Source organism: Pseudomonas sp. 01L34 (assembly GCF_056400265.1).
This window is the reverse complement of record NZ_JBFTSX010000001.1, coordinates 531,439-555,894: the sequence shown is the minus strand read 5'-3', so window position 1 is coordinate 555,894 and position 24,456 is coordinate 531,439. Positions and strand designations below refer to the sequence as shown.

The 24,456-nt window shown below is 60.8% G+C and carries 18 protein-coding genes; 4 read left to right on the top strand and 14 right to left on the bottom strand.

Translation table 11 applies throughout. The features are described from left to right. Positions 1–2: 2 nt before the first annotated feature. From AC1DQM_RS02400 to fdnG, 3 genes are read right to left on the bottom strand one after another with little or no spacing between them, the layout of a single operon-like run. Positions 3–656, bottom strand: a complete 654-nt coding sequence (locus AC1DQM_RS02400) for a formate dehydrogenase subunit gamma (RefSeq protein WP_111453360.1) — start codon at positions 654–656, stop codon at positions 3–5. Then, a complete protein-coding gene (fdxH, locus tag AC1DQM_RS02395; protein ID WP_064617966.1) occupies positions 653–1,597 on the bottom strand; it encodes a formate dehydrogenase subunit beta in 945 nt (314 codons plus the stop codon). Before fdxH ends, AC1DQM_RS02400 begins: the two co-directional genes overlap by 4 nt. Continuing rightward, positions 1,598–4,663, bottom strand: coding sequence for a formate dehydrogenase-N subunit alpha (fdnG, locus tag AC1DQM_RS02390; RefSeq protein WP_138867564.1), 3,066 nt, complete (start codon positions 4,661–4,663; stop codon positions 1,598–1,600). 235 nt (positions 4,664–4,898) lie between these two features. Between fdnG and AC1DQM_RS02385 the strand changes: the two genes are divergently transcribed. The 3 genes from AC1DQM_RS02385 (at position 4,899) to AC1DQM_RS02375 (ending at position 8,278) form a co-directional block, all read left to right on the top strand. Continuing rightward, a complete protein-coding gene (locus tag AC1DQM_RS02385; protein WP_477745806.1) occupies positions 4,899–6,053 on the top strand; it encodes a MalY/PatB family protein in 1,155 nt (384 codons plus the stop codon). A 176-nt stretch (positions 6,054–6,229) separates the two neighbouring features. Beyond that, positions 6,230–7,570 carry a cation:proton antiporter gene (locus AC1DQM_RS02380; RefSeq protein ID WP_086944273.1) on the top strand — a complete coding sequence of 447 codons (1,341 nt, stop codon included), beginning with the start codon at positions 6,230–6,232 and terminating at the stop codon, positions 7,568–7,570. A 231-nt stretch (positions 7,571–7,801) separates the two neighbouring features. Continuing rightward, the gene (locus tag AC1DQM_RS02375) at positions 7,802–8,278 is read left to right on the top strand and encodes a hemerythrin domain-containing protein (RefSeq protein ID WP_086944272.1); all 477 of its coding nucleotides are present in this window, start codon (positions 7,802–7,804) and stop codon (positions 8,276–8,278) included. A gap of 69 nt (positions 8,279–8,347) precedes the next feature. Here AC1DQM_RS02375 and AC1DQM_RS02370 read toward each other — a convergent pair whose 3' ends face one another. The 4 genes from AC1DQM_RS02370 to AC1DQM_RS02355 all read right to left on the bottom strand — a co-directional run bounded on the left by AC1DQM_RS02370 (position 8,348) and on the right by AC1DQM_RS02355 (position 15,352). Beyond that, a complete protein-coding gene (locus tag AC1DQM_RS02370) occupies positions 8,348–10,267 on the bottom strand; it encodes a hybrid sensor histidine kinase/response regulator (protein ID WP_086944271.1) in 1,920 nt (639 codons plus the stop codon). Positions 10,268–10,371: 104 nt separating this feature from the next. Continuing rightward, on the bottom strand, positions 10,372–11,280 hold the full coding sequence (locus tag AC1DQM_RS02365) for a zeta toxin family protein (RefSeq protein WP_477745805.1): 909 nt from the start codon (positions 11,278–11,280) through the stop codon (positions 10,372–10,374). A gap of 128 nt (positions 11,281–11,408) precedes the next feature. Beyond that, positions 11,409–13,688: an ATP-dependent DNA helicase gene (locus tag AC1DQM_RS02360; protein WP_477745804.1), complete on the bottom strand. Its 2,280-nt coding sequence runs from the start codon at positions 13,686–13,688 to the stop codon at positions 11,409–11,411. Beyond that, a complete protein-coding gene (locus AC1DQM_RS02355; protein ID WP_477745803.1) occupies positions 13,685–15,352 on the bottom strand; it encodes a VRR-NUC domain-containing protein in 1,668 nt (555 codons plus the stop codon). The genes AC1DQM_RS02360 and AC1DQM_RS02355 overlap by 4 nt, the downstream gene beginning before the upstream one ends. A gap of 207 nt (positions 15,353–15,559) precedes the next feature. Here AC1DQM_RS02355 and AC1DQM_RS02350 point away from each other — a divergent pair, with 207 nt between their 5' ends. Beyond that, on the top strand, positions 15,560–15,784 hold the full coding sequence (locus AC1DQM_RS02350; protein ID WP_018925975.1) for a YgdI/YgdR family lipoprotein: 225 nt from the start codon (positions 15,560–15,562) through the stop codon (positions 15,782–15,784). Between the two features lie 121 nt (positions 15,785–15,905). On the opposite strand, the gene AC1DQM_RS02345 is transcribed toward AC1DQM_RS02350, so the two are convergent. The 7 genes from AC1DQM_RS02345 to AC1DQM_RS02315 form a co-directional block, all read right to left on the bottom strand. Beyond that, positions 15,906–16,985, bottom strand: coding sequence for a tartrate dehydrogenase (locus tag AC1DQM_RS02345; protein WP_192350537.1), 1,080 nt, complete (start codon positions 16,983–16,985; stop codon positions 15,906–15,908). 24 nt (positions 16,986–17,009) lie between these two features. Then, a complete protein-coding gene (locus AC1DQM_RS02340) occupies positions 17,010–18,467 on the bottom strand; it encodes an NAD-dependent succinate-semialdehyde dehydrogenase (protein ID WP_064617979.1) in 1,458 nt (485 codons plus the stop codon). A 149-nt stretch (positions 18,468–18,616) separates the two neighbouring features. Next, on the bottom strand, positions 18,617–19,774 hold the full coding sequence (argE, locus tag AC1DQM_RS02335) for an acetylornithine deacetylase (protein WP_477745802.1): 1,158 nt from the start codon (positions 19,772–19,774) through the stop codon (positions 18,617–18,619). Next, a complete protein-coding gene (locus tag AC1DQM_RS02330) occupies positions 19,771–20,940 on the bottom strand; it encodes an NAD(P)/FAD-dependent oxidoreductase (protein WP_477745801.1) in 1,170 nt (389 codons plus the stop codon). Before AC1DQM_RS02330 ends, argE begins: the two co-directional genes overlap by 4 nt. Continuing rightward, a complete protein-coding gene (locus AC1DQM_RS02325) occupies positions 20,937–22,328 on the bottom strand; it encodes an FAD/NAD(P)-dependent oxidoreductase (protein WP_064617981.1) in 1,392 nt (463 codons plus the stop codon). The genes AC1DQM_RS02330 and AC1DQM_RS02325 overlap by 4 nt, the downstream gene beginning before the upstream one ends. Next, positions 22,310–22,618 (bottom strand): (2Fe-2S)-binding protein, encoded by a 309-nt coding sequence (locus AC1DQM_RS02320; protein WP_018925981.1) that lies wholly within the window; start codon positions 22,616–22,618, stop codon positions 22,310–22,312. The genes AC1DQM_RS02325 and AC1DQM_RS02320 overlap by 19 nt, the downstream gene beginning before the upstream one ends. Further along, on the bottom strand, positions 22,615–24,456 hold the full coding sequence (locus AC1DQM_RS02315; RefSeq protein WP_477745800.1) for an ABC transporter ATP-binding protein: 1,842 nt from the start codon (positions 24,454–24,456) through the stop codon (positions 22,615–22,617). The genes AC1DQM_RS02320 and AC1DQM_RS02315 overlap by 4 nt, the downstream gene beginning before the upstream one ends.

Genomic DNA, 24,456 nt, shown 5'->3' with positions numbered 1-24,456 from the left:
GGTCATCCTTTTTTGCTGATCGGTCGCTCAGGCGTTTCGTCACCGGTCACTTCCCGGTACCAGAGCTCATGGTGTTTTCTCGCCCAGGCGCGGCTGACCCGGCCACGCACCATGGCGTGGACCGAACCGCGAATCCAGATACCCGCGTAGACGTGGACAATGATGCTCAGCACCAGGATGAACCCCGCCAACGCATGCAACAGCATCGCCCAGCGAATGCTGGTGATGCCGAAGTACGCGCTGAACCAGGCGCGCCAGATCACCAGCCCGCTGAACAGCAACACCAGCATGCAGATCAGTAACACCCAGAACAGCAGCTTCTGTCCCGGATTGTATTTACCGATCGGCGGCACGCCCTCCTCCTCGTTACGGATCACATGCCCGACACGCCTGAGCCACAGCCGGTCGTTGGTGATGAAGTAGTTCGCCCGCCAGAAACTGCACACCAGGCCGAGGAACAGCACAAACATCGTCACGCCCAGGTACGGATGCAGAATGCGCGTCCACGAACCGCCGCCAAACAGGTTGCTGAGCCAGAACAGCCCCGGATGGAACAAGGCCAGCCCCGACAGCGCCGCCATGAGAAACAGAATTGCCACCAGCCAGTGATTGGTGCGCTGGTTGACGGTATAGCGCAGGATCGGTTTGTCGTTCATGGCCTGTCCTCCCCGCCCGGTTTGCTCGGATCGAAGGTGTGCACCGACGGATCGAACTCATGCACGGCAGGGTCGACGGTGGTCGGATGTTCGTCCTCCTCGACCAGTTGTGGCCCGACGCGCACGTAATGGAAGAACCCGGCCAGCACCGCCGCGCCCATGGCCAGCAACGCCAGGGGTTTGCTCAGGCCTTTCCACAGGTCCACCAGCGGACTGATCGCCGGGTGATCCGGCAAACCGGCATACAACCTGGGCGTGTCGGCATGGTGCAGCACATACATCACGTGAGTGCCGCCGACGCCCGCGGGGTCATACAAACCGGCGTTGTCGAAGCCGCGGCTCTTGAGGTCGACGATGCGTTCGGCGGCGTGTTCCTTCATGTCTTCCTTGCTGCCGAACACGATGGCGCCGGTCGGGCAGGTTTTCACGCAGGCCGGTTCCAGCCCCACCGCCACCCGGTCCGAACACAGCGTGCATTTATAGGCCTTGTGGTCCTTTTGCGAGATGCGCGGAATGTTGAACGGGCAACCGGTGATGCAATAGCCGCAGCCGATGCAGTGGTCCTGATCGAAGTCGACGATGCCGTTGGCGTGTTTGATGATCGCGCCGGGGCTCGGGCACGCCGCCAGGCAGCCGGGCTCGGCGCAGTGCATGCAGCCGTCCTTGCGGATCAACCATTCGAGGTTGCCGGCGTCGGTTTCATGCTCGGTGAAGCGCATCAGGGTCCACGTGTCTGCGCTGAGGTCGTGAGGGTTGTCGTAGGTGCCCAGGTTGTGACCGACATCGTCGCGTAGCTCGTTCCATTCCGAGCAGGCGACCTGGCAAGCCTTGCAGCCGATGCACTTGGTGGTGTCGATCAGCTTGGCCACTTCCTCCTGGGTGCGCACCGAGGGCGGCACGGTGGTGGTGGCCGAACGGGCGATGATGTCTTGGCTGGCCATTTAGACTTTCTCCACGTTGACCAGGAATGACTTGGATTCCGGGGTCTGAGTGTTGCCATCGCCGAGGAACGGCACCAGGGTGTTGGTCAGGTAACCGTGGCGGGTGGCGCCGGTGAAACCCCAGTGCAACGGGATACCGATCTGGTGCACCACCTGATTGTTGACCTGCAGCGGACGAATCCGCTTGGTCACCACCGCCACCGCTTCGATATGTCCGCGCTTGGAACTGACCCTAACCCGGTCGCCAGCGGCAATCCCCTTCTCCTTGGCCAGCGCCTCGCCGATTTCGACGAACTGCTCGGGCTGGGTCACGGCGTTGATCGGGCAATGCTTGGTCCAAAAGTGGAAGTGTTCGGTCAGCCGGTAGCTGGTCGCCGCATAAGGGAAGTCCTTGGCCTGGCCCAGGGTGTCCCAGACCGAATCGAAGATCCGCCCGGCCGGGTTGCTGGTCGCCTGTTTGTTGTTGGGGTGCATCGGGTTGATGCCGATGGGCGTCTCGAACGGTTCATAGTGTTCGGGGAATGGCCCTTCGTTCATCTTGTCGAGGGCGAAGAACCGCGCCACGCCTTCGGGGTTCATGATGAACGGGTTCATCCCGGCTTCCGGCGGCACATCGACCTTGTAGTCGGGCACGTCGGTGCCGGTCCAGACCTTGCCGTTCCACCACACCAGCCGCTTTTTCGCATCCCACGGTTTGCCTTGGGGGTCGCAAGAGGCGCGGTTGTAGAGAATCCGTCGGTTCGCCGGCCAGGCCCAGGCCCAGCCCAGGTTCTGCTTCATGCCGAAAGGATCGCTGTTGTCACGCCGGGCCATGTTGTTGCCCTGCTCGGTCCAGCTGCCGCAGAAGATCCAGCACCCGGACGCCGTGCTGCCATCGTCCTTGAGCTGGCCGAAGCCGGACAGTTGCTGACCGGCCTTGACCACCGCACCCGAGGCGTCGGTGACATCGGCGATGGCGTAGCCGTTGAATTCCCGGGCCAGTTCTTCTGGCGTCGGGTCATCCGGCACTTTGTAGGGCCAGTCGAGTTTGAGGATCGGCTCGGCCCAGGCGCCACCATTGGCCTGATAGCGCTGGCGCAGGCGCATGAACAGCTCGGCCATGATTTTCACGTCAGTGCGCGCCTGTCCCGGGCCGTCGGCCCCCTTCCAGTGCCATTGCAGCCAGCGGCCGCTGTTGACCAGCGAGCCGTTTTCTTCGGCGAAACAGGTGGTGGGCAGACGGATGACTTCGGTCTGGATGTCGGCCGTCTGCACATCGTTGTAAGGCCCGACGTTGCGCCAGAACTCCGAGGTTTCGGTGGCCAGCGGGTCCATCACCACCAGCCATTTGAGTTTGGCCAGAGCCTTCATCACCCGGTTCTTGTCCGGCAAGGCGGCAATCGGGTTGAAGCCCTGGCACATGTAGCCGTTGACCTGGCCCTTGCCCATCATGTCGAACATTTTCAGGATGTCGTAGCCGGGAATGTCCAGTTTCGGCAGCCAGTCGTAGCCCCAGTTATTCTCGGCGGTGGCATTGGCGCCATACCAGGCTTTCATCAGGCTGACATGGAACTTGCCGTAGTTCTGCCAATAGGACATCTGCCCGGGACGCAGCGGTTTGAGTGCGCGCTTGGCGATGTAGGCGTTGTAGTCCTGTTCGCTTTCGGATGGCAGGGTCAGGTAGCCGGGCAGCAGGTTGGACAGCAAGCCGAGGTCGGTCAGGCCCTGGATGTTGGAGTGCCCCCGCAAAGCGTTGACGCCCCCGCCGGGCATGCCGATGTTGCCCAGCAGCAATTGCACCATGGCCGCGCTGCGGATCATCTGCGAGCCGATCGAGTGCTGGGTCCAGCCCAGGGCATAGAGAATCGTCATGGTCTTGCCCGGTTGCGCACACGTGGCAATCTCTTCCCAGATTTTCTTCATCGCGTCGGTGGGCATGCCACAGACCTGACTGGCCAGCTCCAGGGTGTAGCGGCTGTAATGCTGCTTCATCAATTGATAGACGCAGTGTGGGTCCTGCAAGGTCGGGTCGACTTTGGCAAAGCCGTCCTCGCCGATCTCATACCCCCAGCCGGACTTGTCGGTGTAGCTGCGCTTGCTCGCGTCGTAACCGCTGAACAAGCCGTCCTCGAAACCGTAGCCGGCCTTGACGATGAACGACACGTCCGTATAGGCCCGCACGTATTCGTGCTGGATCTTGTCTTCGGTCAACAGGTAATTGATCAGCCCGCCCATGAAGGCGATGTCGGTGCCGGTGCGGATCGGTGCGTAATAGTCCGCTACCGAGGCCGTACGGGTGAAACGCGGGTCGACCACAATCAGCCGCGCCTTGTTGTGGGCTTTGGCTTCGGTCACCCATTTGAAACCGCAAGGGTGTGCTTCTGCTGCGTTGCCGCCCATCACCAGAACCAGATTCGCGTTGGCGATATCGGTCCAGTGGTTGGTCATGGCACCACGGCCATACGTCGGGGCAAGACTTGCCACCGTCGGGCCATGTCAGACACGTGCCTGGTTATCGAACCCCAGCATGCCCAGACTGCGAATGACCTTGTGGGTGATGTAACCCGCTTCGTTGGACGAGGCCGAGGCCGCGAGGAAACCGGTGGTCAGCCAGCGATTCACCGTTTGCCCTTGGGCGTTCTTCTCGATGAAGTTGGCGTCACGGTCGGCCTTCATCAGGTCGGCGATGCGGTCCAGCGCGTCATCCCAGGAGATCCGCGTCCACTCCTTGGTGCCGGGCTTGCGCACTTGCGGGTATTGCAGACGGCTGGGGCTGTGAATGAAGTCGAGCAGGCCTGCGCCTTTTGGGCAGAGGGTGCCGCGATTGACCGGGTGGTCGGCATCGCCTTCGATGTGAATGATGCTCTGGGCGACATTCTTCGCATTGTCGCCCTGGCTGTACATGATCAAGCCGCAGCCGACCGAGCAGTACGGGCAGGTGTTGCGGGTTTCATGGGTATGGGCGAGCTTGAAATGACGCACTTGTTCGGCGAAGGCTGGCGTCGGAGCCATGCCCAGCGCGCCGAGGGTGGATCCTGCAAGGCCGAGACCAGCGACCTTGAAGAACTGACGACGGTTGAGGTCCATCGTGCACTCCTGATCAGGTGGAAGCCCGGTGCGTTGGCCGGGTTTTTCTGGACGATCACGGTGACGGCAACGGAACTACCGCCAATTAGAACTTTAGACAATGTTGTGGTGCACGGTCTGAAAACCGACCGTCGGCGGCTTGCCGGTCATGCCCTGTTGCACAACTCGCCAGCAGTGAAGGTTGGCGCTTATCATGGCCGCCGGATTACCCCCTCTGCCTTTTATGAGACTGAGCATGACTTTCGATTTTGATCAGGTGTTCGACCGCCATGGCACCGGCAGTACCAAGTGGAGCCGTTACCCGGCCGACGTGTTGCCGATGTGGGTCGCCGACATGGACTTCGCCGCGCCGCCGGCGATCATTCAGGCCCTGCAAAAACGCCTGGAACACCCGATGCTCGGTTACAGCGTGGCTCAGGATGACTTGCGTGACGCCATCGTCGCCGACCTGTGGAGCAAGTACGCCTGGCGTGTGCAGCCCCAGGAACTGGTGTTCCTGCCGGGTATCGAATCAGGCTTCAACATGGCCCTGCATGCACTGGTTCAACCGCAACAGAACGTGGTCGTGCAGACGCCCAACTACCCACCACTGCGCCATGCGCCGGGCCACTGGCAGCTGAACAAGGTCGAACTGGACTTCAACGTGCTGGCCGATGGCACGTACGCCACGCCACTTGAAGCCTTGCGCCAGGCTCTGCAAGGCGGTGGCGCGTTGCTGCTGAGCAACCCGCATAACCCGCTGGGCAAGGTCTTCCCTCGGGAAGAACTGCAAGCGGTTGCCGACATCTGCCTGGAACAGGATGCGTGGATCATCTCCGACGAGATCCATTCCGAGCTGTGCTTCGATGGGCGCGTGCATATTCCGACCGCCTCGCTCAGCCCGCAGATCGCCAAGCGCACCATCACCTTGATGTCGGCGAGCAAGGCCTACAACATCGCTGGCCTGAAGACTGCGTTCATGATCATTCAAGACGCAGCGCTGCTCCATCGCGTCAACCATGCCCGCTGCGGCATGGTCGACAGCGTCAACCCGCTGGGCCTGGAAGCCACCCGCGTCGCCTACAGCGAAGGCCGCCCATGGCTGACCGAACTCATGGCCTACCTGCAAAGCAATCGGGACTATCTGGTGGAGGCGGTTCGCACGCGGTTGCCGGGCGTGACCATGAACGTGCCCCAGGGCACTTATCTGGCGTGGCTCGATTGCACGGCACTGGGGCTGGACAACCCGCAGCAATTCTTCCTCGAACAGGCCAAAGTCGGGCTGAGCGCCGGGCTGGATTTCGGCGATCACGCCCGGCAATTCGTGCGCCTGAACTTCGGCTGCCCACGGGCGTTGCTGGAAGAAGGAATTGCGCGGATGGAGCATGGATTGCGTAGCCGCAAGGCCTGATAGCAACGAAGATCCAATGTGGGGCTTGCTCGCTCCCGCACTGCTCGCATGATGCTGTCCCGGCAAAAAAAATGAACCCTGACGATTGACGCACCTCGATACCTTAGGAGCCCAAGGTTAAGTGCCTTGGGCCAGCCATCCCTCGGCGGTCGGCCGCACGTATCCGGGAACCAGGCATGAGTTTCATCGTTTGGATGGCGGTGTTGGGGGCGGTGCTGCTGACCCTGGCGCTGACCTCTTCCTATCTGCGCTGGATGCCGGTGACCACCTCGGCGGTGTGCCTTGCGCTGGGCGTGGCGATCGGCCCGGCGGGCCTGGGCTTGCTGAAACTGGACATCAAGGACGCTGCGGTCTGGATGGAGCACCTGACGGAAGTCGCGGTGCTCTTTTCGCTGTTTGTCTGCGGACTCAAATTGCGCCTGCCGCTCAAGGATCGCCAATGGCGGGTGGCGTTCGGCCTGGCGGGACCGGTGATGGTCTTGACCATCATTGGCATCTGCCTGTTGCTCCACTATGGATTTGATCTGGCCTGGGGGCCGTCGCTGCTGATCGGAGCGATTCTGGCACCCACCGATCCGGTGCTGGCCTCGCTGGTACAAGTCAACGACGCCAGGGATGACGACGCAGTACGTTTCGGGCTCTCCGGTGAGGCCGGCCTTAACGACGGCATCGCCTTCCCTTTCGTGATCCTTGGTTTGTTGTTTGTGCAGCAGAACGGTGCCAGCGATGCCTGGCTCGGTGAATGGGCCTTGAAACGCGTGTTGTGGGCCGTACCGGCGGGCTTACTCATCGGTTACTGGATGGGCCACGGCATCGGGCGCCTGACCTTGTCGATGCGCATCCGCAATGCCGACAGCACCCTTTCCCCCAACGATTACCTGACCCTGGCTTTGATCGCCCTGGCTTACGTCGCCGCCGAACAGATCCATGGCTATGGCTTTCTGTCGGTATTCGCCGCTGGCCTCGGTTTGCGGCAAGCCGAAGTCAAATCCACCGGCGACACCCAGATGCCCGCCGAGCATCTGGTGCAGCCGGTGGTTGGTCACCAGAACGTCGAGCCTGAAGCCGCCGTCCATGGCGACGTGTCGAATCTGCAGGATACTCAAGTGGCGGCCGGCATCATGATGGGCGACATGCTGGCTTTCGGCGGCCTGGTGGAGCGCGCCATGGAAGTGTTTCTGGTGACCCTGCTGGGCGTGGTGCTGGTCGGCCACTGGGATTGGCGAGCACTGGTGGTTGCGTTGGTGCTGTTTTGTGCCATTCGCCCTTTAAGCGTATGGCTTATGCCGTGGGGGCGTTTGCTGGATGGCCGACAACGCCTGTTAATCGGCTGGTTCGGGATTCGCGGCATCGGTAGCTTTTACTATCTGTTCCATGCCTTGAACCATGACCTCGGTCCGTCGTCGGCGACGTTGTGCACCGACCTGACGTTGTCGGTGGTGGCGCTCAGCATTCTGGTCCATGGCATCAGCACCCAACCGATGCTTGCCCGTTATGAGCGGCGTAATCGGCCATAGGTTTTACTGGCGTTCGGCGAAATCAATCCTTCGGTCAACCTGCACTGAGCAATTACGCAGATTCATGCAGGCTGCACGATGATGAGCGCTGCCGCTTCAGCGCAACCGATTGTTTTCAAGTGGCTTTTTTTTAATCCAGAAGCAGGCACGGGAAATGCTCCAACCATGGGAGCGACTGACGGGAGGAAGACCGTTTGCGCTTGACCCATGACTAAACAAGAGGTTTCGACCATGAACGCCATTGACCTGTTGAAAGCCGACCATGAACGCGTAAAAGGCATCCTGAGCCAATTGAGCGAATCCACCGAGCGTGGCGTGAAAAAACGCACCGAGCTACTGGCCAAACTGGAAATGGAGATCTCGATCCATACCCGCCTGGAAGAAGAAGTCTTGTACCCGGCGTATAAAAAAGCCGGGGGCAAGGAGCAGGATGTGATGTATTACGAAGCCAAGGAAGAACATCGCACTGTCGATTCGCTGGTGCTTCCCGACCTGAAAACCACCGATCCCTCTACTCCGCAATTCGCCGGCCGAGTGAAAGTGGTCAAGGAGTTGCTGGAACATCACATCGAAGAAGAGGAAAAGGAAATGTTTCCTCAGGCCAAAAAGCTGCTGAGCAAAACGACGCTTGAGGAGTTGGGCGCAGAGATGGAAAGCCTGAAGGCTCGGTACAAAAAAGAACTTGGCGCATCCAACCTCGCCGCTTGATAGCGGTTGAGTAACCAGCAGAGGCCCGGTGAATGCGGGCCTTTGGCTTATCCAATAAATGCGGTGGTGTCACTTCATGACCAGAGCAATGACTTCCACCAGGTTGAGTTGGGTAAAAGGCTTGGACAGGCGCGGCAGTCTGGCCGCGAAGCCTTCCAGTCGCTCGGCGTAACCGGTGGCGAGGATGATCGGCAGGTGTGGCTTCAAGGTCCGGATCGCCTGCGCCAGTTGCGCGCCACTCATTCTGGGCATGACCATGTCCGTAATCACCAGGTCAATGTCATGTCCGTTGTCGAACAGCTCCAGTGCCTGGGCACCGGACGCGGCACTGATCACCCGATGGCCAAGGTCCTCAAGCAACAAACTGGTACTGGTCAACACCAGGCTGTCATCGTCAACGACCAACACACACAAACTGGGCACCCGCGACGCAGCGGTCTGCTCGGTAGCGGGTTCGGTGGTCGAGCCTGCGACTGCGACGGGTAACCAGAGTTCGGCAGTGGTGCCGGCATTCTGCTGGCTTTTCAGGATGAAGCGCCCGCCCAGTTGTTCGGTAAACCCATGAACCATCGACAGTCCCAGTCCTGTGCCTTTGCCGACGCCTTTAGTGGTGAAGAACGGATCCATTGCCAACGACAGGGTAGCGTCATCCATTCCCTCCCCCGTATCCGTGACACTCAGGCAGACGTAACGACCGGCCGCAAGGGATAACTTCGTCTGATCGGAGACCTCCTCCATCCGGGCACTGATGAGCAGTTTTCCACCGTCGGGCATTGCATCGCGGGCGTTGGTCGCTAGATTCAGTACCGCCAGTTCGAGCTGATTGACGTCGGCCATCACAGGTTCGAGTTCGGGCGCAAAGCGGGTTTCTATGCTCACCGAAGGCCCTAGGGAGCTGCGCAGCAACCCGGTAATTCCCTGCACCAGCGTCGGTATCTCGACCGGTTCGGTCTTGAGCTCCTGACGCCTGGCAAACGCCAGCATGCGCTGGGTCAGGGAAACGCCACGCAAGGCACCCTGGGTCGCGTTGTCGAGCAGGCGGGTAATTCTCGGATCGTCCGCTGCGCGTTTGCGCACGATTTCCAGATTGCCGAGGATAACGGTCAGCAGATTATTGAAATCGTGGGCAATGCCCCCGGTGAGTTGGCCGATGGCCTGCATTTTCTGCGCCTGAAACAACGCTTCGCGGGTTTGTTCAAGCGCCTGCTGGGCTTGTGTCACCTCGGTGATGTCCCGGGTGATCTTGGCAAATCCCAGCAATGTACCGGTGTCGCCCCAGATCGGATCGACCACGACATGCGCGAAAAAGCGCGTACCGTCTTTGCGAACGCGCCAGGCCTTGTTTTCGAATCGGCCCTCGCGAGTCGCAATGTCCAGCGTCCGCTGCGGTTCGCCGGCTTCACGGTCTTCAGGCGTGTAGAAAATCGAAAAATGTTGACCGATGACTTCTTCTGGCCGGTAACCCTTGATGCGCTGCGCCCCCGGATTCCAGTTGGTCAGGCGTCCATCGGGGGCGAGCATGTAGATGGCATAGTCCGTAACGCTTTGAACCAGCAGCCGGAACTGCTGCTCGCTTTGCTTGAGGATTTCCTCGGCCATCTTGCGATCGGTCAAATCCCGGGTGATCTTGGCAAAACCCAGCAACTTGCCCGACGGATCGAAAATGGGATCGATCACGACGTGGGACCAGAAATGCGTGCCGTCCTTGCGAACCCGCCAGCCTTCGCCTTCGAAACGCCCTTCGTTAATGGCGGTATCAAGGGCGCGCTGAGGCAAGCCGGCCTTGCGATCTTCCGGGGTATAAAAACGCGAGAAGTGCTGGCCGAGGATCTCCGCTTCTTCATACCCTTTGAATCGCTTGGCGCCAGCGTTCCAGCTGGTAATGATGCCATCGGGGTCAATCATGTAGATCGCGTAGTCGACCACCGCATCTATCAGCAGCCGAAAGCGCATCTCTTCAATGGCATTCTTGGTCCGGTCATCGCTCATGGAACCCTGCCCTTATTGTTGTTCTTCTGGAGTATGCGACAAACCAAACGGGTGGAAGGTCCAAAAATAACCAATACGTTGGTGTGTCGCAGTGACGGGAGGAATTACCGGCGCACGTATTTGACGATGTAGGCGTACAGCTCGTTGTAGACGAAGTTCGGGACATAGCGGGCATGAGTCCGGGACTTATGCAACGCCACATGACACTCTTTGACCATTTCGTCCCGGTCGGTCATCGCGAAGACATGCTTGTCGATGATGCCGGAATAGACGCCGTGCGAAAAATGCGTGTTGAGTGTCGTCGAATCGATCGTTCCGTTGGCGGCCTTGGTGTAGGTGCTCTGAGCGCGCAAGACACGGTCTTTCAAACCACCAAACCCACGTTCGTACAAGATGATTTGCGAGCCGCTGATCGCCTTTGCGGCTGTCTCGAAGGCCGGGATGATCGCTTGTGCATATCTCATGCTGGCCTCCAGCTTTGATGCCGGGAGAAATCTTTCCATTTCCTGATCTTCCAGGCTTTTCAGTGCTCTTTTGATGCTCGATACATGAGCGAACTCCTGATTGCAGGCGACGATGTGAGTTTCGAACTGGTAGCCGGCAGCCGTCGCCGTCGGTGGGAAAGCCGCGAAATCGATGCTGTCGAATGCACATTCCATGATGATGTTGTATTTGTTTTTAAACGCCTCGGTGAAGATCTTCGTGCTCACATCCCGGACAAAAGCCTCCGTATGTTCATAAGCGTGCAGGACACCGAGTTTGATCATTTCTGCGTATTGAGGGTGTTTTTTTCGGTATTCGGGCAAGTACAGCCGGACATAATTGGCATAGCGGTTGGTGGGCAAAAGGCTTTTTTCCAGAAGATAGGTTTTACCCGAGCCCTGTACCCCCGCGACAATCAGCATCTTGGGGAGTGTTTCGGCGGTGATGCCGCTGAATAATGTGGTGGTGATTTCAGTGAACGCTGCGGTGACTTGTTCTGGCGTGTAAGCATAATTCGGTGCTACTGACATACCTTGATTTCCTTATCAAAGATTCGCTTGAAAGTGATTGCCTGCCCTTTGAATAAAGCGGTGTTTCGTTGTTTGTTCAAATGAGCGTGTCTTTCAAGATATGTCACTGTTTTACAAGGTAAAATCCCCTACAAGCCAGAAGGAAAATGCGTCAGCTCAACGGACCACCAACGCGGCAGTAATTGCTTGACCTTACTCTCGCCAAACCGGTCGTCGATCAGCATCACCACCCCTTGATCCTCCCGTGTACGGATCACCCTTCCTGCCGCCTGCACCACTTTCTGCACACCTGGAAACAGGTAGGTGTAGTCATAACCGGCACCGAAAATCGCCGCCATGCGCTGTTTCAGCTGTTCGTTGACCGGATTGAGTTGCGCCAGCCCCAGGGTGGCGATGAAGGCGCCAATCAAGCGGGCGCCGGGCAAATCGATGCCTTCACCGAACGCGCCACCCAGCACCGCAAACCCGATGCCCTGCCCGTCGGCGGTGAACTGGTCGAGAAAGTCCTGACGCTGCGCTTCCCCCATGCCCCGGGACTGCGACCACAGCGTGATCTGCGGATACCGCTCGGCCAGCAACTGCGCCACTTGCTGCAAATAGTCGAAGCTGCTGAAAAACGCCAGGTAGTTGCCCGGACGCTGGCTGAACTGTTTGGCGATCAGCTCGACGATGGGCGCAAGGGAGGCCTGACGGTGGACGAACCGCGTGGATATCTGGCTGACGATGTGCACTTGCAGCTGATCGGCGTGAAATGGCGATTCCACATCGATCCATACCGTATTCGCCGGAGTGCCCAGCAAGTCGGCGTAGTAATGCCGAGGGCTCAGGGTCGCGGAAAACAGCACCGTGCTGCGCGCTGCGGTCAGGCGCGGGCGGAGGAAACCGGCGGGCACCACATTGCGCAGGCACAACTGCGACAGATTGCGCTTGCGCTCGAGGTCACGCTTGGTGATGTCGAACAGGAAATGCTCGTCGAACAGTTCAGCCACGCGGCCGAATTGCAGCATGTCGAAGTAAAAATTCTGCAACCCGCTGTCCAGGCCCTGAGGATGATCATTCAGGTAATCGCCGATGCTTGCGCAGCACAAGGACAAGGCCTGAAGCAGTTTTTCCGGGGCTTTGTCGTAGGCCTGATAGGCGCCGAGTTGCTGATCGTGCAAGGCATTCCATTCACGATTGACTCGCTGCAAGGATCTCTTCAACGACTCGGGCGCGGTTTTTCGTACGCCGTTCAAAGTCGCCTGGTCGAGGCTGGCGCTGTACATTTGCCGGCCGCGCTCCACCAGGTTGTGGGCTTCGTCCACCAGCACCGCGACGTTCCAGTTATTGGCCTGGGCCAACCCGAACAGCAACGCGCTGAAGTCGAAATAGTAGTTGTAGTCAGCGACCACCACGTCCGCCCAGCGGGCCATTTCCTGGCTCAAGTAATAAGGACAAACCTCGTGCCGCAGGGCAACCTCGCGCAAGGCACTTTGGTTCAACAGGCTCAATTGACTGGCGGCCTGACGCGCGCCCGGCAGACGATCATAAAAACCCTGGGCCAACGGGCAGGATTCGCCATGACAGGCCTTGTCCGGGTGCTCGCAAGCCTTGTCCCGGGCGATCATCTCGAGGACTCGCAACGGCTGCGCATCGGCGCTGTCGAGGATGACCTGAGCGGCGTCCAGCGCCAATTTGCGCCCCGGGGTTTTCGCCGTGAGGAAAAACACCTTGTCCAGTTGCTGCGGCGCCAGGGCCTTGAGCATCGGGAACAGCGTGCCAATCGTCTTGCCGATACCGGTCGGCGCCTGGGCCATCAGACAGCGGCCGGTGCTGACCGCCTTGAACACCGATTCGGCCAGATGCCGTTGGCCGGGGCGAAAATCGGCATGGGGAAAGCTCAGCTGTTGAGCCGCCAGATTGCGCCCTTCGCGATGAGCCATTTCCTGCTCGGCCCAGTGCAGGAACAACCCGCAGTGGTGCTCGAAGAACAGCTGCAAGTCGGCGGCGCTGAAGGTCTCGACCAGACAGGTTTCCTTCTCGCTGACGATGTCGAAGTACACCAGCGCCAGGTCGATCTGCGCCAAATCCAGTTTCTGACACATCAACCAGCCATAGACTTTCGCCTGCGCCCAGTGCAACTGCCGGTGGTTGGCCGGTTGCTTGCTCAGGTCGCCCCGATAGGTTTTGATTTCTTCGAGGCAGTTTTGCCCCGGATCGTAGCCGTCCGCCCGGCCTTTCACGCTCAAGGTTCGATACTGGCCTTCGAGCGCGACCTCGTTCTGGTAACCCTCGCTGCGTCGTAACGCCACGGTGCGATGGCCGACAATGCCTTCCAGCGCGGTTGGCGACGGGGTGAAGCGCAGGTCGAGGTCGCCGACCTTGGCGGTGAATTCACACAACGCCCGCACCGCGATGCTGTAGCTCAAGCGCCCTGCTCCACCCATTGCACGTAGCAAACGGCGATGGGCATCTGGTGCTCGTGACAGAACTCCAGCCACCGCAATTGGTTGTCTTGCAGGCGATCGCCGGGGCCTTTGACTTCGATCATTCGGTAGGTCTTGTGTTGCGGCCAGAACTGGATCAAGTCCGGCATGCCGGCGCGGTTGGCCTTGATGTCGAGCAGCAGTCGATTGAACCAGTGCTTGAGGTGTTCGGCGGGCAGACAGTCGAGCGCCTGCTCCAGCAGTTCCTCGCTCAGCGCGCCCCAGAATACGAACGGCGACTGCACGCCCCACTTGGCGCTGTAACGCTCGCGGATGGTCTGGGCGTAACGCCCGTCATCGAGTTCGGCGAGGCAGGCCTGGAACAGATCCGCGCGCCGCGCATGAAAGTCTTCGTTGTGCAGGTCCACCGGGCCGCGCTGGAATGGGTGAAAAAACGCCCCCGGCAACGGGGCGAAGATCGCCGGCCAGCACAGCAACCCAAACAGCGAGTTGATCAGGCTGTTCTCGACGTAATGCACCGGTGCCGACTCGTCCGCCAGATGCGCCTGAACGTAATACTCCACCGACAATGCCGGGTCGTGCCTGGGCAATTGCAGGTCCAGGCGCTGCATGGGCCGCGGGGCTGGCCGCTTGATCGGCGGCCCGCCCAGTTTGCGCCGCAGCCTGGGCAGCACACGCAATAAATGCTGATGTTCGGTGGCGCTTTCCGGGGTTTGCTCGGCGTGGCTCGCCAAATCCATGGCCAGTTGAAATTCACCACAGCGCTCCAGCACGCGAATCAGCCGCAGGCGTGCGCCGGGGTAGGCGCAATCGCGGTAGAGGCCCAGGGCGGTGGAAAAATCCGCCATGCGTTCGCAGTGCTGAGCGATCTGGAACAGCAGCTTGGCCCGACGTCTTTGCAGCCAGGGATTGGCGAGTTCCAGCCTGTTGATCTGCTCGACAACCACCGCCACCTCTTCACCGGCCTCGAAATGCTGCTGACAGCTGTGCAGGAACAGGCAGGCGTCGACGTCTTCGCGGCTGCGCAAGCCTCGGGACTCGGCGCAAAACTCGACTTTTTCGTAGGTGTAGATGCCCAGGTCAGCCAGAACGAATTCCGACCAATCCTGGTAAAGATTGCCGAAGAACATCAGGCGCAACCGATCGCACAGGCCCATGACGGTCAGGCTGAACAACCGGTCATCCAGTGCCGGGCACCACTGGGCAAAACTTTGCTCTTCAGGAAACTGCTCGCTCAGGGCCGGCAGCCAATCGCTCTTTTTGCCTTTCGGTTGATCGATGGCGTCGCCAAAACACTGGAGAATCTCGGCCTTGAGCAGCACCTCGAACACCTCCTCGACAGGCAGCGGCGACTGTTCGTCGATCCAGCCCAAAGCCAGTAGCGGCGCCGCGGCGCTGGCGATGTCGCCGATTTCGACGTAACTCAGTTTGCCGACCCTGAAATGCACGCCCTTGCGCATCACCAATCTGACCAGCAAAGCCTGGGACTCGCGGGGCAGTCGATTGAAGTCGCGGATGAAGTCCTGCTCTTCGATGCTGAGTACATCGGCATAACGATGCTCAAGCCAATCAAGCACTTGCATGAAGTTGTTCAAGTAATAGAACGGGTCGTCGAGGGGATTTACAATCACGGGCAATCGGGCCATGGCAAGCGAATACTGGTTATGCGTACAGATACCAGCTATGCCCCACCCGGCGCAAACGGAAAAGGATAAGTGGCGACGCAATCGGACAATTTTCGGGTGACCATCGAACTTTCTGCCATTCCATCGCACCAACCGCGTTAGAAGCACAGTGAGGATTGATCTCGAACGAGGCGTTCGCACTGTTTTTATTGAGTGATGGAGGTGTGTATGAATATCAAGACTCTGGGTTTGCCTCTGGCGGCAGCGGCCTTTCTGGCCCTGACCGGTTGCTCGACGCCAACGGTCGTGACCCTGCAGAACGGCACCCAGTATTTGACCAAGGACATGCCGAACACCAAGGGCAAGGATGGCTTCTTCGAATTCGAAGATATTTCCGGGGCGAAAGTGAAAGTCCGCGCCGATGACGTGGCCACGATTCGCAAGGAAGACTGATCCCCTGAACGGGCCGCCCCTGTAGGAGCGAGGCTTGCCCGCGAAGAACGATGACGCGTAATACCTGATAAACCGCGGTGCATTCTTCGCGGGCAAGCCTCGCTCCTACAGGGTGTTGGCTTTAAAGCGCTTGCGCGATCGCCTTGCCGACCTCCTGAGTCGAGCCCTGCCCGCCCAGGTCCGGGGTGATTGGCCCTTCTGCAATCACCCGTTCAATCGCCCGCAGAATCCCGTCGTGCGCGGCGCGATAACGCTCATCGCCATTGCCCAGAAAATCCAGCATCAACGCACCGGACCAGATCATCGCGATCGGGTTGGCGATGTTGCGCCCATAGATGTCCGGGGCCGAGCCGTGCACCGGTTCGAACAGCGATGGAAAACGCCGCTCGGGATCGAGGTTGGCCGACGGCGCAATGCCGATGGTGCCTGCGCAGGCCGGGCCGAGGTCGGACAGAATGTCGCCGAACAGGTTCGACGCCACCACTACATCGAACCGGTCCGGTTGCAGTACAAAACGCGCGCACAGGATGTCGATGTGCTGTTTGTCCCAAGTGATGTCCGGGTACTGCGCGGCCATCAATGCCGTGCGTTCGTCCCAGTACGGCATGCTGATGGAAATCCCGTTGGACTTGGTTGCCGCCGTCAGGCGTTTGCGCGGTCGGGTCTGGGCCAGGTCGAAGGCGAACTTGAGAATCCGGTCCACGCCGCGTCGGGTGAACACCGACTCTTGCAGCACGAACTCATGCTCGGTGCCTTCGAACATCTTGCCGCCGACCGAGGAATACTCGCCTTCGGTGTTCTCGCGGATCACCACGAAATCGATGTCCCCCGGTTTGCGCCCGGCCAGCGGGCACGGCACGCCGGGAAACAGACGTACCGGGCGAATGTTCACGTATTGGTCGAAGTCGCGACGAAACTTCAGCAGTGAGCCCCACAAAGAAATGTGGTCCGGCACCTTGTCCGGCCAGCCGACGGCGCCAAAGTAGATCGCATCGAACCCCTTGAGCTGGTCGAACCAATCGTCGGGCATCATTTGCCCGTGTTCCAGGTAGTAATCGCAGTGAGCCCAGTCGAGCACTTCGATGCTCAGCTCCAACTGCCACTTCTTCGCGGCTTGCTCCAGTACCCGCAACCCTTCCGGCAGGACTTCCTTGCCGATGCCATCGCCGGCAATCGCGGCGATTCTGAATGTCTTGCTCATCAATCGTGCCCCCGTGTCCGTTAATTACAGCCCGCCGATGTGGAAAGCTTTGACTTCAAGGTATTCATCCAGCCCGTACTTGCTGCCTTCACGGCCCAGCCCAGACTGCTTGATGCCGCCGAACGGCGCGACTTCCATGGAAATGAGCCCGGTGTTGAGGCCGACCATGCCGAACTCCAGCGCCTCGCCGAACCGCCAGGAACGGCGCAAATCCTGAGTGAAATAGTAGGCGCCCAGGCCGTAAGGCGTGGCATTGGCCAAGGCCAGCGCTTCGGCCTCAGAGGTAAACCGCATCAACGGCGCCACCGGGCCGAAGGTTTCTTCGTTGGCCAGCAGCATGCCGGCGTGGGTGTCGCCAAGGACGGTCGGCTGAACGAACTGGTTGTCGCCTTCAGGAATGCCGCCGCAGAGCAAACGCGCGCCCTGACTCAGGGCATCGTCGATGTGCCGGGCGACCTTGCTCACCGCCGCCGGGTTGATCAGCGGGCCGATGGTCACGTCGGCGTCCAGGCCATTGCCGACCTTGAGTTTGCCCACCTCCTCCACCAGTCGCTGGGCGAAACGTTCGTAGATGCCATCCTGCACCAGAATGCGGTTGGCGCAGACGCAGGTCTGCCCGGCGTTGCGAAATTTGCTGAGCATGATCCCGGTTACCGCCTGCTCCAGGTCGGCGTCGTCGAACACAATGAACGGCGCGTTGCCGCCCAGTTCCAGGCTCAAGCGCTTGATGTGCTCAGCGCTCTGACGCATCAGCAGCCGACCGACCGCAGTGGAGCCGGTGAAGGAGATCTTGCGCACCGTCGGATTGCCGGTCAGTTCTTCGCCGATGCCGGCGGGCATGCCGGTCAGCACGTTGAACACCCCGGCCGGAATGCCGACGCGTTCGGCGAGTACCGCCAGGGCCAGGGCCGACAGCGGGGTCAAGTCCGAGGGTTTGACGATGATCGGGCACCCAGCGGCCAGGGCCGGCGCGCACTTGCGGGTGATCATCGCGTTGGGGAAATTCCACGGGGTGATCGCGGCACACACGCCGACCGGTTGCTTGAGGGTCAGCAGGCGGCGGTCGCCGCTGGGGGCCGGTATGGTTTCGCCATAAACCCGGCGGGCCTCTTCGGCGAACCATTTGACGAACCCGGCACCGTAGCGGATTTCACCCTTGGCTTCGTTCAGCGGTTTGCCCTGCTCGCAGGTCATGATCAAGGCGAGGTCGTCGAGGTTGTCGATCATCGCCTGATACCAGCGCTCCAGCAGCGCCGCCCGTTCTGCTGCCGGGCGTGTGCGCCACGCGGGCCAGGCCCGCTCGGCGGCTTCGATGGCGCGTCGGGTTTCTGCGCCCTGCATGGCCGGCACCCGGGCAAGCAACTGGCCGGTGGCCGGGTCGATGACGTCCAGGGTCGCGGCGTTATCGGCGCCGATCCACTGCCCGTCCACATAAGCGAGTTCTGCCAGAAGGCTGGGGTCTTTCAAACGATTCTTGAGCATGGTCGAGTCCTGATCCGAGACATTTCCAGTCTAGGGAGGTGCCACGGATAAGGATGCTGAAAGCGTTTGATGGGCAGTGTTGGATGCTGAAATTCGCGGTGGGACGGCAGGCTCTACCGGCAAGCACAAATCAAAAGATCTTGACGATCTCAAAGTTTCAGGGAACCCAGCAATCCCTCCAGAAACCGCTCCCCAGCCTGCATCTGGCTGATCTCGATGAACTCGTCCGGCTTGTGCGCCTGTTCGATCGAGCCCGGGCCGCAGACCACCACCGGTACATCCAGACGCTGCTTGAACAGCCCGCCCTCGGTGCCGAACGAGACTTTGGCGGTGCCGGTGTCCGGGGCGGCGAAGTTTTTCAGGAAGCGCACCGCTTCAACGCTCGGGTGGGTATCGAGGCCCGGATAGACGTTGAGGGTTTCGATCTCGATGTCTGCCACGCTGGACAGCTTTTTCGCCTCGCGCACGATCACTTCGGCACGCTCGCGCATCTGCTCCAGGAACTGATCCAGATCGTCCGCCGGCAAGTTACGTACCTCGAAATCCAGGGTGCACAGGTTCGGCACGATGTTCAGCGCCTTGCCGCCGACAATCTGCCCGACGTGCACGGTGCTGTAAGGCACGTCGTAATCGGCATCCTGTGCGCCCTGCTCTTGCAGTTGCTGCTGGCTCTGACGCAGAGCCGCGATGAAATCGCAGGCCACGTGAATCGCATTGACCGAACGCGGCGCCAACGAGGAATGCGCTTCCAGGCCACGGCAGTAAGTGCGGTAAGACCCCTTGCCCTTGTGCCCCAGCACGAACTGCATGTTGGTCGGCTCACCGATCAGGCACAAAAACGGCCGCACCGGCGCCAGGTGCAGCACGTCGAGTAAACGTCGTACACCGACGCAGCCGGTTTCTTCGTCATGGGACAAGGCGATTTGCAGCGGTCGGCTCAACGAATGGTCGGCGGCATCGAGCATGGCGTCGATGGCCAACGCAATAAACCCCTTCATGTCGCAACTGCCCCGGCCGTAAATCCGCCCGTCCTGAATCGTTGCCTGAAACGCCGGCAAGGTCCAGGCCTGGCCTGCCGCCGGCACTACGTCGGTGTGGCCGGACAACAGAATGCCTGGTAACTCTTTAGGGCCGGTGCTGGCGAACAGGTTGGCCTTTTTACCCGTTTCGTCCTTGACGATCAGTGACTCGATGCCCTTGGTCAGCAGCAAGTCGCGTACGTACTCGATCAGGGCCATGTTCGACTCCGAAGACACGGTGTCGAAGGCCATCAGGCGTTTGAGAATATCCAGTACACGGGGTTTCATGAGGCCCTGCTCCTTTGCTCGGTTGTCCGTTGCTCGGCTGAAGGGGTGAACCGGCGGATCGAGAACGGCTCAATCGAAGTGCTGGTGCTGCCGGTGCTGATCAGTTCGGCCATGACGTCGCCGACGCCTGGGCCGAGCTGGAAGCCATGACCGCAGAAGCCGAACGCGTAATACAAACCGTCAACGTTGCCGCTGGGGCCCATCACCGGCAGGGAATCGGGCAAGTAGCCTTCAATACCGCTCCACACGCGGATGATGTTCAGGTTGCCGACGCCTGGCAGCAGGCGACGCATCTGGTCCATCTGATTGAGAATGCTGCGCGGCTCGACATAGGCGCGGCGGTTGAGCATGTCCGGTTTGCTGCGGTAGCCGCCACCGATGATGATGTTGCCGCGCGGGATCTGGCGGAAGTAGATCACTTCTTCGGGGATCTTGGTGTACACGCCGATCACCGTTGGCAAGGCGTACGGCACCGGTTCGGTCACGGCCATTTGTGGGCCGTTGGTATCCAGCGGCACCGGTTCGCCGAACTGCGCCGAGAGTTTCTGGCCCCAGGCGCCGGCGGTGATCAGCAAGCGCTCGGCGCCGAACTGGCGACCGTCGGTGGTAGTCACCGTGAACTCGCCGGCAATTTTCTGCACTTCAGCGACTTCAGTCTGTTCCTCGATCCACGCCCCGAGGCGGCGGGCAGCCCGGGCAAACGCCGGTGCGGCCAGACGCGGGTTGGCGTGGCCATCGTGGGGCGCATAGGAGCCGCCCTTCACGTCCGGCCCGAGAAACGGAAAGCGCTGGTGCAGCTCGGCGCCACGATAGATTTTCAAATCCAGCTGCGCCGCCTCGGGTGCTGCCGCATAGGCTTCCAGTTCAGGGATTTCATCCTCGCGGTAACACACGCGCATGTGCCCGCTGGCAATGAATTCGAGGTCGTCGTCGATCAGCTCTGGCAAGCGTTTCCACAGCGCCCAGGAACGGTTGGCCAATTCCAGTTGACCGAGGAAGCGTCCCTGACGCCGGACGTTGCCGAAATTGACGCCGCTGGCGTACTGACCAATCTGGTCGCGCTCCAGCAGAATCACCGACTGCCCGCGCTGGCGCAGGAAAAACGCCGCCGCCGAGCCCATCAGGCCGCCGCCAACAATCACTACATCGGCTTTGTGTAGCGTCATGGCGACACCTCCTCGGTGAGCATCGAAAGGGGTTTGACCGGTGCCTGTCCACGCTGCCGACCGACCTGTTGCACACTGACGCCTGCCGCCGCCGCGATCACTTCGGCCCCGGCCTGGGAGCAATAACGCCCCTGGCAGCGGCCCATGCCGACCCGGCTGAAGGCCTTGGCCCGATTGACTTCACAGGCCCCCTTCTCACTGACGGTGCGGCGTAACTCGCCGGCGCTGATCATCTCGCAGCGACAGACGATGGCTGAGTCCGGCAAGGCTTTGGCTTGATCCGCCGGCCAGGGAAACGCCTGGGCCAGACCGAGGCGAAACTCATCCATTACCGCCAGCGCGTGGCGTTGTTCGTCACGCAAGCCGGCGTTCACCGGTTGCTGCAGATCCTCCAGCAACGCCATCGCCGCCAGGCGCCCGGCGTGCTCGGCCGCATCGGCGCCGCGAATCTTCGAACCGTCCCCGGCGGCATACACACCGTTGACCGAGGTGCGGCCCTCTTCATCGACGGCCAGCCACCACTGGCTGGAGGCCTCATCGAAGCGCATGCGACAACCGGCCAGATCGGCCAGTTGGGTTTCCGGGCGCAAGTGATAACCCAACGCCACAGCATCACAATCCACCGTTAACGTCTCACCGCGCGCGGTACGCACCCGCACACCACTGACGCCGCTGGCTGCATCGCCTTGCACCTGAAGCGGCGAAATCCCCAGATGCACCGGGATTTTCGCCCGGTACAACTGCGCCAGTAACTTCATCCCGGTGAACAGCAATCCCGGACGCGCCATCAGCTTCGGCACTGCCGCGATACGCTTGCTGAGGGGCGAAGTGTCGAGCACCGCCGCCACATTCGCGCCTGCTTTGACGTATTGGCTGGCGACCAGATACAGCAACGGCCCGCTGCCCATGAACACCACGCGGTGGCCGATGGAAACCGCCTGGGACTTGAGCGCGATTTGCGCCCCGCCAAGGCTGTAGGTGCCTGCCAACTGCCAGCCTTCGATCGGCATCAAGCGGTCGGTGGCACCGGTGCAGAGGATCAGCGCATCGTAATCCACCGTCGAGTGCTTGCCCTGGCTGACGCAGCACAATTGCCCTGGCGTCAGGTTCCACACCAGCGTGTCGGGGCGGTAGTCGATTTGCCCGCGCAATCGGTCGAAACTCTGGTGCAGATTCTTGGCCTTGGCCGCTTCGGTGCCATACAAGGTGGCGTAGTCCCGGGTAAAACCTTCGGGCTGGCGCCGGTAGATCTGCCCGCCATCCCGGCGATTCTCATCGATCAGGATCGGTTTCAAGCCAGCCGCCAGCAGCGTTTCGGCACAGCGAATGCCGGCCGGCCCGGCGCCGACAATAACCACTCGTTGAGCGCTCAGCCGTGCAGTGGCCATATTGCCTCCGGTTGTGTGGTGACGATGTCCAGCCCTTCGCGGACTTCATTGGAACAGGCGCGCAAACGCTCGCCACTGCGGGTCCAGACCCAACAATCCTGGCAGGCGCCCATCAGGCAGAAACCGGCGCGGCGGCCCGAGTCGAATTCCGATTGGCGCAGCGCCGAGCCCTGGGTCAGCAACGCGACCATTAATGTGTCGCCCTGCAACGCCTCAATGGGCGAACCGTCCACCGTCAGCTTGACGGTCGGCCGGCCCTGCTCGGCCAGCCTCACAAAACGCCCTTTCATGCATAAGCTCCCAGGCTCATGGTGGATAAACCCTGCTGTGTTTTCAGCAACTCGGCACTGTCGTGATGACAAAGAATTTCGCTACCGCCGTCGATGATCCGCCGGTTCGGCGCGGTGCGATTGCACAGGCCGTCGACCCGCACCGGGCAGCGACTGAGAAAGGTGCACAGCTCTGGCACATTGGCCTTGGCGCCAATCGGCGGCAGCGTGCCGCAGGTGGTGCCGCAGTTTTCCAGCCAGCCCTGACGCAGTTCCGGCACCGAATGGATCAACAGGTCGGTGTAGGGATGGAACGGTGCCTGGGCAAACGCCTGCCGGCTGCCGGCCTGAACCTTGTGGCCGCTGTACATCACCACAATGTCGTCGCACAGCGCGCGCACGGTGGAAATATCGTGACTGATGAACAGATACGACACCCCCAGTTGCTGACGCAGGTCGCGCAGCAGTTCGAGAATCGCCGCGCCGACCACGGTGTCCAGCGCCGAGGTCACCTCGTCGCAGAGGATCAGGTCCGGTTTGGCCGCCAGGGCACGGGCCAGGTTGACCCGCTGTTTTTGCCCGCCGGAGAGTTCATTCGGACGGCGTTCGGCCATGGCGCGCGGCAAGCGCACCAGGTCCAGCAGTTCGCCGATACGCTCGCGCAGCGCGGCGCCCTTGAGGCCAAAGTACATTTTCAGCGGACGGCTCAGAATAGTGCTGACACTGTGCATCGGGTTGAGCGCAGTGTCGGCATTCTGGAACACCATCTGAATCCGGCGGAACTGCTCATCGGTGCGCTCGGACAGGCTACCGCCCAGTGGCTGGCCATCGAAGGTCAGGCCGCCCAAGGCCGGCGTCAGCAACCCGGCCACCACCCGCGTCAGGGTCGACTTGCCGGAACCCGACTCACCGATCACGCCAATGGCCTGGCCCCGGCGCACGGTCAGGTCGATGTCTTCCAGCACGCGAATCGACGGCATGCCTTGCAGGTTCTTGTTGCCGTAACCGGCGGTCAGCCCCTGGATGGTCAGCAGCGGTGTTTCTTCAGCGATGCCGCAAGGTGGGCGGATCGTCGTGTCCGGGCGGGCCGCCAGCAGCAGGCTGCGGGTGTATTCATGGGCCGGAGCCTTGAGCAACGGCGCGGTGGCGCTCTGCTCGAAAATCTGTCCGCCGTTGAGCACGACGATCTGATCGGCCATTTGCGCGACGACCGCCAAATCATGGGACACATAGACCGCCGTCGCCCCACGTTCGCGGACCACCCGCTTGAAGGCGCGCAGCACGTCGATCTGCGTCGTCACGTCGAGGGCGGTGGTCGGCTCGTCGAGCACCACCAGCAGCGGATCGCTGATCAGCGCCATGGCCGCCATTACCCGTTGCAACTGCCCGCCGGATACTTGGTGCGGGTAACGCTGGCCAATGTGATCGGGATCCGGCAAGGCCAGATCGCGGAACAGTTCGATGGCTTTGGCTTCCAGCACGGCCCGGCTACCCAGGCCGTGAATCAATGCGCCCTCCACCACTTGATCGATCAGTTTTTTCGCCGGGTTGAACGCAGCGGCGGCGCTCTGGGCAATGTACGACACCCGATTGCCGCGCAGGCCTTGCAGTTCGCTTTCGCTCAACGCCAGCATGTCGTGTTCGCCGACTTGCACCACGCCGGACGCCAATCGACAACCGCGTCGGGCATAGCCGAGCAACGCCAGCGCTATGGTGGTCTTGCCGGAGCCGGACTCACCGATCAACGCCAGCACTTCACCTTTGGCCAGGGAGAAGCTCACGCCTTTGACGATCTCCACTTCGCCACGCTCGCCGCAAGCGACCACGCGCAGGTCTTCGACTCGAATCAAATCACTCAT

Coding starts and splice junctions, on each gene's coding strand:
- AC1DQM_RS02375 (WP_086944272.1), top strand. CDS start 7,802: ATGAACGCCATTGACCTGTTGAAAGCCGACCATGAACGCGTAAAAGGC.
- AC1DQM_RS02315 (WP_477745800.1), bottom strand. CDS start 24,456: ATGAGTGATTTGATTCGAGTCGAAGACCTGCGCGTGGTCGCTTGCGGC.
- AC1DQM_RS02330 (WP_477745801.1), bottom strand. CDS start 20,940: ATGACGCTACACAAAGCCGATGTAGTGATTGTTGGCGGCGGCCTGATG.
- AC1DQM_RS02345 (WP_192350537.1), bottom strand. CDS start 16,985: ATGAGCAAGACATTCAGAATCGCCGCGATTGCCGGCGATGGCATCGGC.
- AC1DQM_RS02365 (WP_477745805.1), bottom strand. CDS start 11,280: ATGTCAGTAGCACCGAATTATGCTTACACGCCAGAACAAGTCACCGCA.
- AC1DQM_RS02340 (WP_064617979.1), bottom strand. CDS start 18,467: ATGCTCAAGAATCGTTTGAAAGACCCCAGCCTTCTGGCAGAACTCGCT.
- AC1DQM_RS02385 (WP_477745806.1), top strand. CDS start 4,899: ATGACTTTCGATTTTGATCAGGTGTTCGACCGCCATGGCACCGGCAGT.
- AC1DQM_RS02380 (WP_086944273.1), top strand. CDS start 6,230: ATGAGTTTCATCGTTTGGATGGCGGTGTTGGGGGCGGTGCTGCTGACC.
- AC1DQM_RS02370 (WP_086944271.1), bottom strand. CDS start 10,267: ATGAGCGATGACCGGACCAAGAATGCCATTGAAGAGATGCGCTTTCGG.
- AC1DQM_RS02320 (WP_018925981.1), bottom strand. CDS start 22,618: ATGAAAGGGCGTTTTGTGAGGCTGGCCGAGCAGGGCCGGCCGACCGTC.
- AC1DQM_RS02400 (WP_111453360.1), bottom strand. CDS start 656: ATGAACGACAAACCGATCCTGCGCTATACCGTCAACCAGCGCACCAAT.
- fdxH (WP_064617966.1), bottom strand. CDS start 1,597: ATGGCCAGCCAAGACATCATCGCCCGTTCGGCCACCACCACCGTGCCG.
- argE (WP_477745802.1), bottom strand. CDS start 19,774: ATGAAACCCCGTGTACTGGATATTCTCAAACGCCTGATGGCCTTCGAC.
- AC1DQM_RS02355 (WP_477745803.1), bottom strand. CDS start 15,352: ATGGCCCGATTGCCCGTGATTGTAAATCCCCTCGACGACCCGTTCTAT.
- AC1DQM_RS02325 (WP_064617981.1), bottom strand. CDS start 22,328: ATGGCCACTGCACGGCTGAGCGCTCAACGAGTGGTTATTGTCGGCGCC.
- AC1DQM_RS02350 (WP_018925975.1), top strand. CDS start 15,560: ATGAATATCAAGACTCTGGGTTTGCCTCTGGCGGCAGCGGCCTTTCTG.